Raw genomic sequence first — 15948 nt, 5'->3', positions numbered from 1 at the left:
GGCCACAAGCCGCCGATCACATGGGTCGCCGGTTGGACATTCAGCCGTCGGCTCCGCCCCGTAACCGTCCATCCGATTGTCAAAGACGAACGCTCCTTCATCGGCCGGAGCGGTCATTCGAGCAACGGGGTTGACGTGCCCGCTATGGACCACTGACCGGACGTTCGCCACTCAGCAGCCGCGAGCGTCCGGTTCCAACTTCAGCGAAGGCGAATACGAGCAAACCGAGGCGGCGATTCGGGCTCTGCGCACGAAAGGGGAGTCGGCTTCAGGCCGCCCACGCTGACATGCGTGCGTTGCGACGAAATATTTGCGGCGGTTCTCCGAATGCACGCAGGAACGCCTCGCGCATGCGCCGCGCATCGGAGAACCGGGTCGCGCCGGCAATCTGATCGATAGTGTGCCGGCTTTCCTCGAGCATCAGGCGCGCTGCTTCGAGACGCAGTCGCTCGACGGCCTTCGCCGGAGATTGTCCCGTCTCCGCGCGAAACGCACGGCTGAACTGACGCGGGCTCAGTCGTGCCACCTCGGCCAACTGCCCTAACGATAGAGGCTGGGCGAGGTTCTTCTTGGCATAGGTTAGCGCGGACTGAATGCGATCCGATTTCGGCTCAAGTTCGAGCAGCGCCGAATGCTGCGACTGCCCGCCCGCGCGCCGATGGTAGACAACAAGCGATGGTGCGACCCGGCGCGCGACCTCGGCGCCAAGATCCTTTTCCACCATGGTAAGCGCGAGATCGATGCCTGCCGTCATGCCGGCCGACGTCCAGATCCGCCCGTCCTGGTATGAAACCCGCCCAATTGCTCGCTCTTGCCGTTGCCCTCGCCACCCCGTTCACCTCGTTTGCCCAGTCGAATGCACCCGTGACGCGCGAGAGCGTACGCGAGGAACTCATTCAACTGGAGAAGGCGGGCTACAACCCCGCCAGTGACATACGCAATATCCGCGCAACATCGAAGCAGCTGAGGCGCGCCGGCACACTCTCGGTGTGGCCAATTCACATGGCCCTGCGCGCGCCGCCGCGTGAATTCACATGGCCCTGCGCGCGCCGCCGCGTGAATATAATAGCGTTCAGTGCCCGTCACGGCGGTGGCCATGGCCTCTTCGTCAGCCCCTTATCAGTTCAAACCGCATGAGCGTTCGCTCTTGCCCGGCTCACCTGCGTCGCCCGAGCATCCGCTGGCGCGACGCATCGGGTATTTCTGCGTCGCCATACTGGTGGGACTGACCGGCGGGTTGGGCAACGCGCTGATCTCGACCAATCTCACCAACATCCAGGGCGTGTTCGGCGTGTACAGCGACGAGTCAGCGTGGCTCAACACGGTCTACGTGATGACGAACGCCGCCATGAGTCTGATGCTGATCAAATTCCGCGCGCAGTTCGGGTTTGACCGGTTCACCAGGCTCTTCCTGACCGGCTACGTGGCGATCACCCTTGCCCATATCTTCGTCCACCGGTTCGAGACGGCGCTGCTTGTCCGGGCGGCGAGCGGCATTACCGCCAGTGCCCTGAGCACCCTGGCGCTTGTCTATATGATGCAGGCGATGCCGCCCGCGCACCGGCTCAAAGGTATCGTCCTCGGCGTCGGGATCCCGCAATTGGCAACACCACTCGCGCGGACGTTTTCTTCCGGCATGCTGGAACCCGGTAATTGGGAATCGCTTTACCTGTTCGAGCTGGGCATGGCGATCCTGTCGCTGTGCGCGGTGACGCTGGCGAGGCTGCCGCCGAGCGAGAAAATCCGCGCGTTCGAGAAGCTTGATTTCGTGACCTTCGCACTGTTCGCCCCTGGGCTGGCGTTGCTTTGCGCCGTGCTTGGGGAAGGCCGCATCGTATGGTGGACAGAGGCACCCTGGCTGGGCTATGCGTTGTGCGGCGCTATTGTGCTGATCTGCGCGGCCGTGCTGATCGAGCACGACCGCGCCAATCCGCTGCTCAACACGCGGTGGCTCGGCAGCGGCAGCCTGATCAGGTTCGCGCTGATTGCTACCTCCGTCAAAGTGCTGCTGTCCGAGCAGACCTACGGCGCCGTCGGCCTGCTCACCGCGCTCGGCCTGATCAACGACCAGTTGATTACGCTGTTTGTCATCGTGTCAGTCGCGACTGTTGCGGGGATCGCTGCCAGCGTGCTGACCTTGGACCTGTCAAACCTCGGACGGCCTATCCGGATCTCGCTGATCCTGATCGCGATCGGGTCATTCATCGACGCCTTTGCAACGAACGAGACTCGACCGGTCAACATGTACATCAGCCAGGCGCTCATCGCGTTCGCGGCGGTCTATTACCTGGGACCCTCACTGCTGATCGGCCAGGTGCAGGCGCTGGCGAAGGGCATGAGCCACATCGTCAGCTTTTCGGCGCTGTTCAACATGACCCAGTCGATTGGTGGTCTTGCCGGCTCGGCTCTGCTGGGTACCTTTCAGATTGTCCGGGAGAAATTCCATTCGCATGAACTGGCACAGTCCATCACGCTTGCGTCCCCGCTGGATGCGTCGCGTATCCAGTCCCTGGGAGCGGCGTATGGGCGTGTCCTGGGAGATTCGGTGCTGTGGCAGGCCGAAGGCGTCTCCTTGCTCACACAGCAGGTCACCCGTGAAGCCAACGTGTTGGCGTACAACGACGTCTTTTTCGCCGTTGGCATCCTCGCCGTTCTGACGTTCTTGTGGCTTCTGGCCCTTTATGTGAAATTCCGCATTCGAGGGCACAGCCCGGTGACCGAGGCATTGAAGACGCTCGCACAAAGGAGGCCGCAGTGACCGAGGATGCCGGCAAACCGGGCGAGCCGCGAACGGCAGGGGGCGAGGCGCCTGCCAACGAGAAGGTGCGCCTGAACGATCCCGTCGAGGTTGGGCAGGACCCGGCGCGTGCGCCAACGGGTTGGGCCCCGCCGAAGGGCAGTCGCAGAACGCACGTCATCGTCGCTGGCGTCGCGATCGCGGGCGTCCTGCTGGTGCTTTACGCCTGGGGGCTGCCGCCTTTCACGAACCGGATCGAAAGCACTGACAATGCCTACGTGCGCGGGCTGACGACTGTCGTCAGCCCGCAGGTCAGCGGCTACGTGGCCACCGTGCCCGTGCAGGATTACCAGATCGTCGACGCTGGTCAGATCCTGGTGACGATTGAAGATCCCATCTTTCGGCAGCGTGTCGAGCAGGCGCAGGCCAGCCTCGATGCGCAGATCGCGAATCTGAACAATTCGGAACAGTCGGAACGCTCGCGCGAAGCGACGGTCCTCGCCCAGCAGGCTAGCCTCACCAATGCACAAGCACAATTGTTGCGTGCCCAAGCCGACATGCGGCGAGTGGACGAACTCGTCGCCGATGGTTCTGTTTCGCTGCGCGAGCGGGATCAGACTCGCGCTGCGTTGCGGCAGGCCGAGGCAGCGGTCGAGCAAGCGCGCGCGGCAAAAGAAGTCGCACAGCAGGAATTGCGAGCGGTCAGGGTCGGCCGCGCGGGGCTGCAAGCGTCGGTCGAAGCCGCGCGCGCCAATTTGCATCTGGCTGAAATCGATCTCGGCCACACGGGGATCCGTGCGCCTCAGAGGGGACGGTTGAGCGAGACCGGAGTGCGGGTCGGGCAATATGTCACGGCCGGCACCCAACTCATGTTTCTTGTGCCGTCGCGCGTGTGGATCATTGCCAATTACAAGGAAGCGCAGACGGCCTACATGGCCCCGGGCCAACCCGCCAGGATTCGGGTCGACGCGCTGGACAATGCACGTCTGACCGGCCGCGTAGAGCAAATGTCTCCCGCGGCGGGCTCGGAGTTCTCCGTGATCAAGCCCGATAACGCCACGGGCAATTTCGTGAAGGTCGCCCAGCGGATTTCGGTGCGCATCGCGCTGGATCCAGATCAGCCCCTCGTCGAGCGCTTGCGTCCCGGCATGTCGGTCGAGACGGAGGTCGATACGCGCGGCGGCACAAAAGCCGGCAAGCCGTGAAGCCCCGATTAATCGTAATGCTCACTGTTGCATGGCTCGCCGGATGCGCGAGCCGTGAGTCCGGCATACCGCCGGGCGCGCAAGTGACGCCTCCCGTCGCATGGCGAGTGCAGGCCGGGCCCTCCGCGCGCATCGAGCGCGACTGGTGGCAACGGTATGGAGATCCGGTCCTGACAACGCTCGTCGAGCGGGCGCTACGCAATAACACCGAGGTCGCGATCGCTATCGCGCGCGTCGAGCAAGCGCGTGCGCAAGAGCGCATCGCCCGAGCACAGCTGTTTCCCAGCCTCGATTTCAGCACAGCGGCGGCGCGCTCGCGCAGCGTGAATGCGTTCGGAATGCCTCGCGTGATGAATTCGGTCGAGCCAGAGTTCGTCGCTTCATATGAGGTCGATCTGTTCGGTCGCGTCCATGACCTCACTCGTGCAGCCGGCGCCAGTCGCCAGGCGACGGAGGCGGCGCGTGATGCAGTCATCTTGTCGGTCGCATCGTCCACAGCCCAGTCCTACATCACGCTTAGAGCGCTCGATGTCCAACTGGATGTTCTCAAGCAGACACTGACGTCGCGCGAAGCAGCGCTGCGCCTGGCGCGATCCGAAGCGGCCCACGGCTATTCCTCAGCGCTCGAGTTGGCGCAGGCGCGCGCCGAATATGAAGCGACTGCCCAAGCCGTTCCGCAGACCGAGCTTGCCATCGCCCGTCAGGAGAATGCGTTGAGCGTGCTGGTCGGCGACGGGCCGCGGGCCATCGAGCGCGGCGCGGCGCTTGATGATCTGCGCATGCCTCCCGTTCCGGACGGCCTTCCGGCCGATGTGCTGCGCCGGCGTCCTGACATTGCCCAGGCGGAGTACCAGCTGGCGGCTAGTGACGCTAATTTGGCCGTGGCTCGGAAATCGTTTCTGCCTCAGTTGCGGCTGAGCGGATCGGCAGGACTGCTGGCCGCCACCGGTCTGAACAACCCGGTGACGATATGGTCACTCGGCGGGAGCATCCTCAGCCCCATCTTCGAAGGCGGCCGCCTCGCCGCCGGTGTCGACAGTGCTGCGGCCCAGCGCGACGAGGCGGCTTTTGCCTACAAGCGCACTGTCCTGGCAGCGTTTCGCGAAGTCAACGACAATCTGGCTGCGCTGCACACGCTCGACGATCGAGTCCGTCACATACAGGAGCAGCGCAACGCGCTTGCCGACGCATTGCGTCACGCCACCAAGCGGTACCAGGCAGGCTATTCCCCCTATCTCGAACAGCTGGATGCGCAGCGGGGGCTGCTGAATGCGCAACTGTCGCTGATCCAGGCACGCGCGGATCAGTTCGCCGCCAGCGTTGCGCTCTATCAGGCGATGGGCGGAGGGTGGGGAGCGCCCGGCACGCAAGGCACCGGCGGCGGCTAGCAACCACCGAGGCGCGGTGTCACCGCTGTATCAGTTTTTGCCGATTGTTTGAAACGTGGGGTGAGCTCAGAAGACGGCTGGAAAAAAGATACTGTTCCGGCTTCAAGTGGGTCTTGTCAACCCATGCGAACACAGCGGACCGAGTTAGCTCGGTCAACTCGAATTGCACCGGCCGCTGCGTTTTACGTTGCACGATCATAGCTCGCGGCAACACCTGGCTGGCGTGCGTAACGTCGCGAACATGAAGATTGGCGAGATCACAGCCGCGCAGCTTGCTGCCGATTGCGATATTGAACAGCGCCAGATCGCGAACTGAATGCGCATTCTGGAGGTGAATCCGTATAGCCCAGATGTCCTTCAGCTTCAGCGGTAGCTTTTGCCCGACCAGCTTGCCTTTGTTCCAGGGCTCCCGAGTATGCCTGGTTTCCATGTCAGACTTCAATTGGTTGATCGGAGTCTGATTATGTGCCGGGAGCGTAGGACCGCTTTCGGCCGGAGCGCACGTCGTAGGCGTGCAACCGACCAGAAACTGACCGCCGTCGTGACGTGGTAGGCCAGGCCATATCGCGAACCGCGTCGGGCGAACCCTGGAATGGCAGTCACCCACACTCGACGGAAGCATCGGTAGCGGGTGAAACTTATCGGCGCCTATGGGTTTTTCCTGGTCTCAACCTATGTCGATACCGGCGTCGCCGAATCGTCGTAGGAGTATGTCCAACTTCTCTAGAGAAAGGCGAGCACACCATGACTACCGGAACCGTCCATCTCCAACGCGTCTTGCGCGCTACTCCCGAACGCATCTATCGAGCCTTCCTCGAACCCGATGCGATAGCGAAGTGGCTTCCTCCCTACGGGTTCACCTGTCAGGTCCACCACATGGATGCCCACGTTGGCGGCACTTACAAGATGTCCTTCCGTAACTTCAGCACCGGCAACAGCCACTCGTTCGGCGGCGAGTACGTCGAACTGGTGCCGTTCGAAAAGATCCGCTACTCGGACCGATTCGACAACCCGAACCTGCCCGGCCAGATGCACGCCACCATTTCATTGCGGCAGGTGTCCTGCGGAACCGAGCTCACCATTGTGCAGGAGGGCTTGCCCGAGGTCATTCCTGTGGAGATGTGCTACCTCGGCTGGCAGGAGTCGCTTGTTCAGTTGGCAAAGTTGGTCGAGCCCGAGATCCCTGACTGACGACGCCGGCACAGGCGTGCACTCCGTTGCTCGAGGTGCCGCCATCGACGGGGTGCTTGGCGCGCCGGGGCGTCGTTCACGTCTGCGCATCGCAGCACAGCGCCATCCCTTTATGGGTCGCCTCTCGCGCTGCCGCCAGCGGTCAGCTTTGGGTCGAAAGTTCGCATTCGCTGAAACGGGAACCGGACATTCAACGCTGCTGGCTGGCGAGCGACCGGTCAGCAGCTTCGAGCCGACACCTCCACGCTAACGGGCAAATGACAGCTTCGGCCGAACTCCCGTCTCCCGATGCGAGTCGACCAGCGGCCGTTGTACCCCGAAAAGCCGACCTCGATGCCGCGCTGGGTCGACGGGCCGCAAAGGGTCGAAAGTACGCATCCGCTTGTAGTGAAACCGGACATTCGCGGCTGGTGGGATGCGAATGTCCGGAAAGCACCTTGTAGCCGCCCGACCAACGCCGATACATGAATGTCGGCAAAGGCCGATGAACCGTCAAAGCAACGACGCGGGATAATTGCAAAGCGATTGGGATCGACATCGAACGCGAAGGCGCACTGGCATTTTCGTCTTAACCATCTGCGGCTACTTTGTTTGGGGAAAACTTCCCTCCACGAACCCGCGCGTCTGTGCCAGATCGGTCTTCGCATACGCAGCCGTCGTCTGCACCGACGCGTGCCCGAGCAGCGTCTGCGCAACCGGCAGCGGCACCGCGTGATCCACCACCAGTGCGCGTGCATAGCCATGCCGTAACCAGTGCGTGGAGGCTGCGCGCAACATCGTGAGCGTCGCGAGATCTCCGGGGGCCACCTGCGCTTCGGCGGCCAGCAGCACGGCCTTGACCTCGTCGTACAGTCCGCTGTGGCCCAGCGCGTCACGCTTCTCGCTGTGGATCAGTCCGATGCGTTCAAAGGGCGACGGGCGCTCCGGCAGGGCGCGCGCGACACGGTACGCGCGTAGCGCCGGCACGCAGACCGAGGGCAGCGGAATCGACCGGCGCCTGCTGCCTTTTCCCAGCACGTGGAGTGTCCATTGGGCCTGTGGGTCGACGTCGAGCCGGGGCAGACCGTCCGCTTCGGACCATACCAGTTCTGCGAGTCGCACGCCCGCGAAGCGGTACAGCGACCAGATCGCGCCGCGACGCTTCCACATCAGTGCGGACATGGTGTCGGGCGCGGCGCCGCTGACCACCGCGTCGCACAGCGCCAGCACCTTGGTTGGCATGATCCGGGACGGCGTCCAGCTGTCACGGGTGGCTGCGCTGCCGGACAGTTCGGCGGCGGGATTGGCGATCACATAGCCGGTGCGCAGCCAGTAGCGGAACAGGCTGGACACGACCGCGAGCGCCCGCGCACGGGTGGTGGCCTGCAGACCGGCCGGGCGGCCCGGCGTTGTGCCGGTGGCCGCGGTGGTGCGCTCAGTGCGCCGGGTGCGTTCGAGCGCCGTCCGGTACGTGAGCAGGTTGTCCCGGGCCAGGTCGGAGAGTGGCCCCAGCTGATGGCGGTCGCACCACAGGATCAGGCGCCGCAGTTCCGCCAGGTAGGCGCGCAGCGTATGAGGCGAGCGGCTCGCGCGCTCGCGCAGGAAGAGGGCGACGGCCTGGGCGTCGTCGGCGACCCCCAGCGTATTGGTAATTGACGACGGATTGGCGAAGCGGCCCGCGCGCGCCAGCCACGCGCGGCGGGCTGGATCCGGTCCGGGCGCGAGCGCTGCCAGCCAGACGGCGGGACCGGCCGACGGGCTGCTGGTTTCCGGTACGGCGATGGCGGTCATGGACGCGTCTGCGACACCGGCCGTCGACGCCGTTGGCGTGGCCGGATCGTCCGGGGCGAACTGGAACCGCCGGTGCTGCTTCAGCAGACGGAGCAGCACTGCGGCGGGCTCCGGTGCACGATCCGGGGCGACCACCCTGAGCCGTCCGCGCTCCCAGTACTCGATGGCCGCATCGTGATCGAGCAGCAGCGCGAATACCACCGGATGGTCACGTTTCGCATCGGCGAGCGACGGGCAACCGCGCTTGAGTAACGTGAGCGTCCAGCGTTTATAGACCGGGTGGCCCGTGGCATCGGCCACATACGCGAGCGCTTCGTCGATGCCGTCAGGCAGGCGCTGCGGCGGCGCGGTGGCCGTATCGACCCAGCCGGCGAAACTGGCTGGCCCGTTCATCTCGGGCGCCGCCGGTTGCTGGCGCCCGGCGCCGGTGACCCGTTGGACGCCTTCCGGTGCCGGGATGGCCCGGAAGTGCCGGCGCGGCTGTCCGGGATCCGCAGTAGCGCACGCTGTTCCGCGACGAGCGTGGTGAGTGCGGCCGCCTCCGCGGCCGACCGCTGGTGCGCGTCGCGCTCGGCGGCCAGATCGGCCAGCAGGCGATCGCGCAGCCCCTCGAGCGCTACCGCCCGCTCCTGCGCCCGGGCGATCTGCTCCGTCAGCCGTTCGCGTTCGGTCTGCAGCGCCTGGCGCTGATGTTCAGTCTCCAGGAGTAGTTGCCTCGAGAGGCCTTCGTAACGGGCGTGAACAGCGGCAACCGCTGCCGCGTGGTCGGTGCGCGCACTTTCGATGGCGGCGTTGGCTGACGCCAGCGTTGCGCGCAATTCCAAAGAGGCTGTCTCCATGGCTTTCATCTGTTCCGACGCCGCCCGCCAGTCCGCCCGGGCGGTGGCCAGATCAGTATCGCGTTGCAAGATCTGGTCACGCAGCGCAGCGAGTTCAACCCTCAGCAGTTCGACTCGCAGATCGGCGTCATGTCGGGCTGTCTCCGCCGCTTCCTTGGCCTGCGTCGCCTCATCTTTCAGTGCAACGACCTCGGTGAGTTGCACCGTCACGGCGGCCTGCCAGAGCGCGCGCATCTGCTCGGCGATCGGGTCGGGCAGGCCGGGAAGGGCGACGCCGGCCAGACCGGCACGGACCACCTCGGCTTCGATGTCGTTAAGCACACGCGACAGCGTGGAAGGATCGCCGGCGCCCAGGCGTGCGCGCAGTTTGCGCACCGACACGACCTTGCGGAAGCGTGTGCCGGAGGGTGGGTCAGGGTCACCCGCCTCGGCGAGCATCGCAAGGACGGCAGACCGGATGTCATCACGGGTGACGGCAGCAGGGCGCGGCATGGCGGGTCTCCAGCGCGCCGGGCAGAGGTGCCGGGAAGGCGCGTGCGCACAACGTAGACGGGAAATTCCACTTTAGATTACGCACACGTCTTACGCCAGAAGACCGTTTTCCGGCCGGGAATGGAACCGGTTGCCGCGATAACTGCCCTTATCGCGGCAAACCGCAGTCAACGCTCGCCGACTGGCGAAGGACATTGGTGCACTATCTGCGGGAAACCGCCACTTGGACCTGCCAACGATACGAGTCCGGGCTGGAACGCGCGTAGATCAGGACCTGCAAAGCGGTCCGATCGGTCAAGGGCTGCCCGTGCCGGTGGACTCGTCCCAGCTATGTCTAGCGAGCCATAGTGGCCGGGTGCGCAGGAGGGCGGCGGTCTGTTCCACTTCGGCTGGCGTCAACCGGTCCATTTAGGCGGCAACCGGCAGCGTGGGGAAGGGGGCGCGCCCGGCACGCCGGCCGTCTGCTCAATCTTGCCAAGCGTAGAGGACTTCAGTTCAAGACTCGCGATCGACTCCATGAGGTCGCGTGGGGAATCTCTTTTTCAGGGAGAACGGGCAAAGGGCCACTAGACCCATAGTTCCCGGGGACTGTCAGGTGGCGACCTTCGCTGGCAACGGAGTTTGGACTTTCGGACGTCGGTTGCGCCCTGGGAAGCAGCCGTTGAGACCGCGGGAATGAAAGTCGCTTCGTCGGCCATTGCCGACATTGGTAAGAGCTGGGTTCTACGTCAGCAATGGGGCGGATTGCTGACAGTGGCGGCATCGAGCAGTCGGACGGCAGCTTCCTGCATCAGCGAACTCACACTCCCGACCCGGAGCAGCCGGTCGAGCCGTCAGAGGTTCAACGGCCGGTATCAAACGTCGAGCAGTCGCACGGTACGATCACTCACGGACAATAGGTCTGCCTACGCATTCCGGGCGGGCGTCGGCCCTTGTGACGACGCCCGCTGTCAAGCGGGCCGCCGCGACTGTCAATGCCGCACTTGCACGTCCTCGCCGCGAACGAGGTCACTCAGGGTTTCAAGGTGCTCCTCCGCGCACGGGCACCCCGCCATCGTGAGACAGCGCCAAAGCGGGGGCTGAAGTCTGACCTGTGAATATGGCCGAGGGGAGCAGCTATAGTGGGTCGATGTTCGGCGATTCTTCCCAAACCACTTCCGTGCTCCAGTTGCGAATCAGTCTGCGGGGCGTCAGCCCGCCGGTCTGGCGGCGCCTGCTGGTTCCCGAGCAGATTACGATCGCGCAACTGCATCATGTGATGCAGCTCGCCATGGGCTGGAACGACGAACATCTGCACCAGTTCGTCATTCGGGGCTGGCGTTACGGCGGGCATCGCGACGGCGCGCTGCAGTTCTTTGACGGTCCAGACACCTTGTCACTGGCGGCGTTCGGTTTGCACGAACATGAGCGCTTTGCCTACGTGTACGACTTCACCGCGTGGTGGTTACATGACGTGCGCGTCGAGCGGCGAACGCACAGCCTGCGGTCGAAAATGCTACCGCGCTGTATTGCGGGCGCCGGACGGTGCCCGCCAGAACACGCCGGAGGTCCTGAGCGGTTTATGAAGGCCCTGGAAACTCATGGCGAGCACGACTTTCTTGAGTGGCTTGAGGCGCTACGCGACAACTGCATGGAGGTGAATGATCTGCGCGCCGAGGTCGACGAATGGCTCGTCTGGCTTGATCGGTGTTTCGACCGCCCGGCAGCGAACGAGCGGCTGCAGAAGTTTGCGCGGTAAGCTGACTGCCCAGGCGATGTGCCGGGGTGGAGGCTGCCATGCAGATCAGCGTGCAGATTGTGGTCCAGACGGAAATCGACGAGCAGGCGAGCGTCACGGAGATTGCGCACTTTGAACGGGAAGGCTTCGATGCCGGCTCGCTCGGCTTGCACCTTGACGAGGCGAAGGCGCTGCTGGGACGACTGCAGCGTTCGATGGTTGACGCCCAGGCGGCTGAAGCGATCGCGCGGCTGAGCGTGTGCCCAGACTGCGGCTCCCGGCTGGCCCGCAAGGGCCACCATCGGCTGGTCTACCGCTCGGTGTTTGGCCGGCTATCGATCGACAGTCCGCGGTTGTACCAATGCCGGTGTTCCGGACCGGGGCGGCGGTCCGTCAGTCCACTGGCCAGTTGCCTGTGCGACCGGACGAGTCCCGAGCTGCAGTATCTCCAGGCGAAATTTGCCGCGCTGATGTCGTACGGGCTGACCGTCCGGGTACTGGAGGAGGTGTTACCGCTCGGGCATGTGCTGGCGGCCACCACGATCCGGCGCCACGTCGCCAGACTGAGCCACCGCCTCGAGAGCACTGACGCCGACGCGATCGCGGTTGAGCAACGGCGACACATCGATCCCAGCGCCGGCCGGTGCGATATTCCTCAACGCAGTTCGGTGCGCGCCGTCGGGATCGACGGCGGCTATATCCGACTCGCCGGGCACAGAAGCCGCCTTGACGGCTGGTTCGAAGTCATTGTGGGTAAATCACTGCGAGATGACCGTCGGGGACACAGCTTCGCGTACGTTCACAAGCTCGAGGACAACCCGGCCGATCGTATGCTGGCTTTTCTTACGCGGGAAGGCCTCGCGTGCGATCAACCAGTCACTTTCCTCTCCGATGGCGGCGACACGGTGCGCCGTGCCCAGATCGATTTTGGCGATTGTGGCGAGAGTGTGCTCGACTGGTTTCACGTCGCCATGCGGGTACAGAATCTCGAACAGATGATCGGGGGGCTACCGGAATGCGACGACAGGCCTTGCGCCGACGGGGAGACCGCGCCAAAGCGGGGGCCCTATGCCGCAATACCTTGGGCGCGGTCGGCATTAGGCACGGGTTCCGCTCGCAGCTATCAGCAACGCTACACGCTGATCGCTGCTGCTGCCTTCGCAACAGCTTTCCCCCATTCTTCGAGGCGCTCGGGCTCATAGCGGGATTCGGGCATGGAGATGCAGATGCTGCCCACCGGGGCGCCGTCTGAATCGATGATCGCGGCACCGATTGCGCATACCGCGCGCCGGTATTGCGACAGGTTGATCGAATATCCGCGTTGCCGGATCCGTTCGAGTTCGAGTCTTATCTCTGCGGGGTCGCACGGTGTTGTCTCGCTGAATTTTGGCAGGTCGCGGCTCAAAATCTCTTCCACCTCCGCTTCGCTCATGTACGCAAGCACCGCAAGGCCCGTTGCCGTTGCGTGGAACGGACTGAGATCGCCGATCGGACTGAACGTCCGAACCGTTTGCGTGCAGTCCGCGCGATCGATGAGCACCATCGACTTGGTGCTGTCCGGAATCGACAGGTGAATCGTCTCGTTGGTCAAGTCGCGCAGTTCACGCATCGGCTCCCGGGCAGCGGCGTACAGCGTGCCACCGCGGAGCGCGGCAGGGCGCACGCCGAGGATTCGCGCGCCCACTTCCCAGCGCGTCAGATCGCCACCGGTCTGACGCAACCAACCCGCTTCGAGAAAAGTTAACAGCACGCGCTGCACGCTGGATTTCGGCATGTCGAGCAAACGCGCCAACACGCCGACGCTGACCGGTTGGTTCTGCGACACAGCCTCCAGGATCTCCAGGCTCTTCAACAAACTCTTCATGCACGTCTCCGATGACTTGCGGCTACAGGCGAGCGCGCGCGTTGTCTGCTTGCAACGAAAAAAAGCGCGTGTTACTTTGCACCTGCTTATTGTGGAACGACGTGCCGTATTGTGGCACACCCTGAAGAAATTTTGAAGCACGGAGAACAACTTTGCGATGGCAATTTCTGCTCACCCGCTCGCGCCTTTGCCGGTAATCGACGCCAACGGTGCACGCATCCCCAGGATCGGGCTGGGTACGTGGCAATCCACCCACGACGAAGGTGTACGTGCCGTTCGCGCAGCGCTTGAGGCAGGGTATCGGCATATCGACACGGCTGCGCGTTATGAAAACGAGCAGGCGGTCGGCCAGGCGCTCGCAGCGAGCGGTCTGACACGCGACGACGTGTTTGTCACCACCAAGGTCTGGCATACCGAATTACGTGCGCGCGACTTTCGCCGCGCGGCGCAAGCGAGCGTCGCAAGGCTTGGACTCGATCACGTCGACCTGCTGCTCGTGCATTGGCCCAATCCCGAGGTGCCGCTCGAGGAGACGATAGGCGCGCTCTGCGATGCGCAACGCAGCGGCCTGACGCGTCATATCGGCGTATCGAACTTTCCAGTGGCGCTGCTCGATCGTGCCGTCGCGCTGTCGTCGTTGCCGCTGGTCGCGAACCAGTGCGAATACCACCCGTACCTCGACCAGACCAAACTGCTCGAGGCCTGCGCGCGGCACGGCATGGCGCTGATCTCGCACTCGCCGCTCGGCAGCGGCAAGCTGCTTGCCGACCAGGTCATCGCGGACATCGCCCGTCAACATGACCGCAAACCTGCACAGATCATATTGCGCTGGCTGATGCAGCAGCCCGGCGTGGCGGCAATTCCGAAATCATCGAATTTGGTGCGTATCGGTGAAAACCTCGCGGTATTCGATTTCGAACTCGATGCAGTGTCGATGGCGCGCATCAGCGCGCTCGCCCGTGCCGACGGCCGGGTAAGCAAGCCGGCTTGGCATCCGGAGTGGGACATCCCTGAAAACGCCTTAGTGGCAGCGAAACCATGAACCTGATCGACACAGTTATGATCCCGGCCGTCGACGCGGCCACGACCACGCTGAGCGACGCTACCCTCGCGGCGGACCGGCGCCACTTCATGCACCCCGGAACGCACGCGTTCGACCATGCGTCCGGCGAGGTGGAAGGGTGTCTGATGACGCGTGCATCGGGCATCCGCATCGAAGATCATGCAGGACGCTCCTACATTGACGCATTCGCGGGTCTCTATTGCGTGAACATCGGCTATGGACGCGAGGAGATGGCCGAGGCGATCGCGGCACAGATCCGCAAGCTATCGTTCTATCACACGTATGCGGGCTTCTCGAATGACCCCGCTGTCGAGCTGTCGAGACGTCTGATCGAGGACTGGTCACCGCCGGGAATGAAGAAAGTGTTCTACGGGATGTCCGGCTCGGATGCCAACGAGACCCAGGTGAAACTGGTCTGGTACTACAACAATGTGCTCGGGCGGCCGCGCAAGAAAAAAATCATCGCGAGGCGTCGCAGCTATCACGGGTCCGGCATCGCAACCGGCAGCCTCACCGGGCAGGCGAAGTTTCACGCCGGATTCGATCTGCCCATACCGCAGGTGCTGCACACGGCCAGTCCCGACTTCTATCGCGATGCCAGGCCTGGCGACAGCGAATCCGAGTTCGTGGCGGATTGTGTCGAACAACTGGAACGACTGATCGCGAGCGAAGGGGCCGACACGATTGGCGCATTCTTCGGCGAACCGGTCATGGGCTCGGGCGGCATTGTGCCGCCGCCGGCAGGATATTGGCCGGCCATCCAGGCCGTGCTGAAACGTCATGACATCCTGTTCGTCGCCGACGAAGTCGTCTGCGGTTTTGGGCGGTTGGGTTCGCGCACGGGCAGTGAGCATTACGGCATCGAACCGGACCTGATCTCGGTCGCGAAGGGACTGACGAGCGGGTACTTGCCGCTGTCCGGCGTGATTGTCAGCGAGCGGGTGTGGGAGGTGATCGAGCGCGGCTCACGCGAGCAGGGCGCGATGAACCACGGCTGGACTTACTCGGGCCACCCGGTGTGTGCGGTCGCCGCACTGATGAACCTCGACATCCTCGAACGCGAGCAGTTGACGAGCAATGCGGCGGACGTCGGCGGTTATTTCCTCGAGCGTCTGCATGCCGAGTTCGATGATCATCCGCTTGTCGGCAATGTGAGGGGCGCGGGGATGCTCGCGGCGCTCGAACTGATGGCCGACAAAACTGAACGTAAGCCGTTTGCGCCCGCACTGAAGGCCAGCCAGAGGGTTGCGCAGGCAGCGCTTGCGCGTGGCCTGATTGTCCGTCCGCTCGGCACCAACGACATCATCGGATTCGCGCCGCCGCTGATCGCTACGCGAGCCGATATCGACGAGATCGTCGACATTACGCATCAGGCGTTGCACGCCGCGAGCGACGGGTTGCCTGTGTCTAACTGATGCCTCGCCGCGACTAGCGGCGCGCCGAAACCTCGCGGCTTCGACGCCGCCCACGTCTCCTTTTACCGCCCTCGCCAGCCAGGCGAGCGTGGCGGTTCATTGCCGGCTTTCCGGTCGTCCTGCGCATGTGCGACGACCTGTTTTTTCCGATTTTCTGAATGCTTGCACGCGCTAAATACGCGTGATAATTTGCGTTTCAACAATCATTTGGAACGACGTTCCACCATGCGGCACGAGTTGAAAACCGTGCATTGCTGATCCGTAGTC

At 63.8% G+C, this 15948-nt stretch carries 12 protein-coding genes and 2 pseudogenes; 9 read left to right on the top strand and 5 right to left on the bottom strand.

Going from position 1 to position 15948, the window contains the following annotated elements; genetic code table 11:
- Positions 1 to 268: 268 nt before the first annotated feature.
- Positions 269 to 796, bottom strand: a pseudogene (locus AC3WLT_RS08460) (GlxA family transcriptional regulator); the annotation flags it as partial.
- On the opposite strand from AC3WLT_RS08460, the gene AC3WLT_RS08455 reads away from it, so the two are divergent.
- From AC3WLT_RS08455 to AC3WLT_RS08440, 4 genes are read left to right on the top strand one after another with little or no spacing between them, the layout of a single operon-like run.
- Entirely contained in the window at positions 787 to 1137 is a 351-nt protein-coding gene (locus tag AC3WLT_RS08455) for a DUF4148 domain-containing protein (protein ID WP_492591435.1), read from the top strand. The pseudogene AC3WLT_RS08460 and the gene AC3WLT_RS08455 overlap by 10 nt on opposite strands.
- Complete coding sequence (locus AC3WLT_RS08450; RefSeq protein ID WP_492591434.1) at positions 1097 to 2758, top strand: MFS transporter; 1662 nt, start codon at positions 1097 to 1099, stop codon at positions 2756 to 2758. Before AC3WLT_RS08455 ends, AC3WLT_RS08450 begins: the two co-directional genes overlap by 41 nt.
- The gene (locus tag AC3WLT_RS08445; RefSeq protein WP_492591433.1) at positions 2755 to 3942 is read left to right on the top strand and encodes an HlyD family secretion protein; all 1188 of its coding nucleotides are present in this window, start codon (positions 2755 to 2757) and stop codon (positions 3940 to 3942) included. The genes AC3WLT_RS08450 and AC3WLT_RS08445 overlap by 4 nt, the downstream gene beginning before the upstream one ends.
- A gap of 17 nt (positions 3943 to 3959) precedes the next feature.
- On the top strand, positions 3960 to 5330 hold the full coding sequence (locus AC3WLT_RS08440) for an efflux transporter outer membrane subunit (protein ID WP_492591432.1): 1371 nt from the start codon (positions 3960 to 3962) through the stop codon (positions 5328 to 5330).
- 19 nt (positions 5331 to 5349) lie between these two features.
- Here AC3WLT_RS08440 and AC3WLT_RS08435 read toward each other — a convergent pair whose 3' ends face one another.
- Positions 5350 to 5760 carry a site-specific integrase gene (locus AC3WLT_RS08435; protein WP_492591431.1) on the bottom strand — a complete coding sequence of 137 codons (411 nt, stop codon included), beginning with the start codon at positions 5758 to 5760 and terminating at the stop codon, positions 5350 to 5352.
- 314 nt (positions 5761 to 6074) lie between these two features.
- Between AC3WLT_RS08435 and AC3WLT_RS08430 the strand changes: the two genes are divergently transcribed.
- Positions 6075 to 6521, top strand: coding sequence for an SRPBCC family protein (locus AC3WLT_RS08430; RefSeq protein WP_492591430.1), 447 nt, complete (start codon positions 6075 to 6077; stop codon positions 6519 to 6521).
- A gap of 582 nt (positions 6522 to 7103) precedes the next feature.
- On the opposite strand, the gene AC3WLT_RS08425 is transcribed toward AC3WLT_RS08430, so the two are convergent.
- Together AC3WLT_RS08425 and AC3WLT_RS08420 are read right to left on the bottom strand one after the other, a co-directional pair.
- Positions 7104 to 8684 carry a tyrosine-type recombinase/integrase gene (locus AC3WLT_RS08425; RefSeq protein WP_492591429.1) on the bottom strand — a complete coding sequence of 527 codons (1581 nt, stop codon included), beginning with the start codon at positions 8682 to 8684 and terminating at the stop codon, positions 7104 to 7106.
- Positions 8681 to 9622, bottom strand: coding sequence for a DNA-binding protein (locus AC3WLT_RS08420; RefSeq protein WP_492591428.1), 942 nt, complete (start codon positions 9620 to 9622; stop codon positions 8681 to 8683). The genes AC3WLT_RS08425 and AC3WLT_RS08420 overlap by 4 nt, the downstream gene beginning before the upstream one ends.
- Positions 9623 to 10721: 1099 nt before the next feature.
- Between AC3WLT_RS08420 and AC3WLT_RS08415 the strand changes: the two genes are divergently transcribed.
- Together AC3WLT_RS08415 and AC3WLT_RS08410 are read left to right on the top strand one after the other, a co-directional pair.
- A complete protein-coding gene (locus tag AC3WLT_RS08415) occupies positions 10722 to 11360 on the top strand; it encodes a plasmid pRiA4b ORF-3 family protein (RefSeq protein WP_492591518.1) in 639 nt (212 codons plus the stop codon).
- Positions 11361 to 11398: 38 nt separating this feature from the next.
- Positions 11399 to 12379, top strand: a pseudogene (locus AC3WLT_RS08410) (ISKra4 family transposase); the annotation flags it as partial.
- A 92-nt stretch (positions 12380 to 12471) separates the two neighbouring features.
- Here AC3WLT_RS08410 and AC3WLT_RS08405 read toward each other — a convergent pair.
- Positions 12472 to 13203, bottom strand: coding sequence for an IclR family transcriptional regulator (locus tag AC3WLT_RS08405; protein WP_492591427.1), 732 nt, complete (start codon positions 13201 to 13203; stop codon positions 12472 to 12474).
- Positions 13204 to 13360: 157 nt separating this feature from the next.
- On the opposite strand from AC3WLT_RS08405, the gene AC3WLT_RS08400 reads away from it, so the two are divergent.
- Together AC3WLT_RS08400 and AC3WLT_RS08395 are read left to right on the top strand one after the other, a co-directional pair.
- Positions 13361 to 14245, top strand: coding sequence for an aldo/keto reductase (locus AC3WLT_RS08400; protein WP_492591426.1), 885 nt, complete (start codon positions 13361 to 13363; stop codon positions 14243 to 14245).
- Positions 14242 to 15681, top strand: coding sequence for an aminotransferase (locus tag AC3WLT_RS08395; RefSeq protein WP_492591425.1), 1440 nt, complete (start codon positions 14242 to 14244; stop codon positions 15679 to 15681). The genes AC3WLT_RS08400 and AC3WLT_RS08395 overlap by 4 nt, the downstream gene beginning before the upstream one ends.
- The last annotated feature ends 267 nt before the right edge of the window (positions 15682 to 15948 follow it).

This window comes from Paraburkholderia sp. FW306-2-2C-D06C, assembly GCF_058781505.1.
This window is presented reverse-complemented; position numbering and strand designations above follow the sequence as displayed.

What these genes read in the sequence shown, in the direction of transcription:
- AC3WLT_RS08455 (WP_492591435.1), top strand. Translation starts at nt 787, where the DNA reads ATGAAACCCGCCCAATTGCTCGCTCTTGCCGTTGCCCTCGCCACCCCG.
- AC3WLT_RS08450 (WP_492591434.1), top strand. Translation starts at nt 1,097, where the DNA reads ATGGCCTCTTCGTCAGCCCCTTATCAGTTCAAACCGCATGAGCGTTCG.
- AC3WLT_RS08440 (WP_492591432.1), top strand. Translation starts at nt 3,960, where the DNA reads ATGCTCACTGTTGCATGGCTCGCCGGATGCGCGAGCCGTGAGTCCGGC.
- AC3WLT_RS08435 (WP_492591431.1), bottom strand. Translation starts at nt 5,760, where the DNA reads ATGGAAACCAGGCATACTCGGGAGCCCTGGAACAAAGGCAAGCTGGTC.
- AC3WLT_RS08430 (WP_492591430.1), top strand. Translation starts at nt 6,075, where the DNA reads ATGACTACCGGAACCGTCCATCTCCAACGCGTCTTGCGCGCTACTCCC.
- AC3WLT_RS08425 (WP_492591429.1), bottom strand. Translation starts at nt 8,684, where the DNA reads ATGAACGGGCCAGCCAGTTTCGCCGGCTGGGTCGATACGGCCACCGCG.
- AC3WLT_RS08420 (WP_492591428.1), bottom strand. Translation starts at nt 9,622, where the DNA reads ATGCCGCGCCCTGCTGCCGTCACCCGTGATGACATCCGGTCTGCCGTC.
- AC3WLT_RS08415 (WP_492591518.1), top strand. Translation starts at nt 10,722, where the DNA reads ATGGCCGAGGGGAGCAGCTATAGTGGGTCGATGTTCGGCGATTCTTCC.
- AC3WLT_RS08405 (WP_492591427.1), bottom strand. Translation starts at nt 13,203, where the DNA reads ATGAAGAGTTTGTTGAAGAGCCTGGAGATCCTGGAGGCTGTGTCGCAG.
- AC3WLT_RS08400 (WP_492591426.1), top strand. Translation starts at nt 13,361, where the DNA reads ATGGCAATTTCTGCTCACCCGCTCGCGCCTTTGCCGGTAATCGACGCC.
- AC3WLT_RS08395 (WP_492591425.1), top strand. Translation starts at nt 14,242, where the DNA reads ATGAACCTGATCGACACAGTTATGATCCCGGCCGTCGACGCGGCCACG.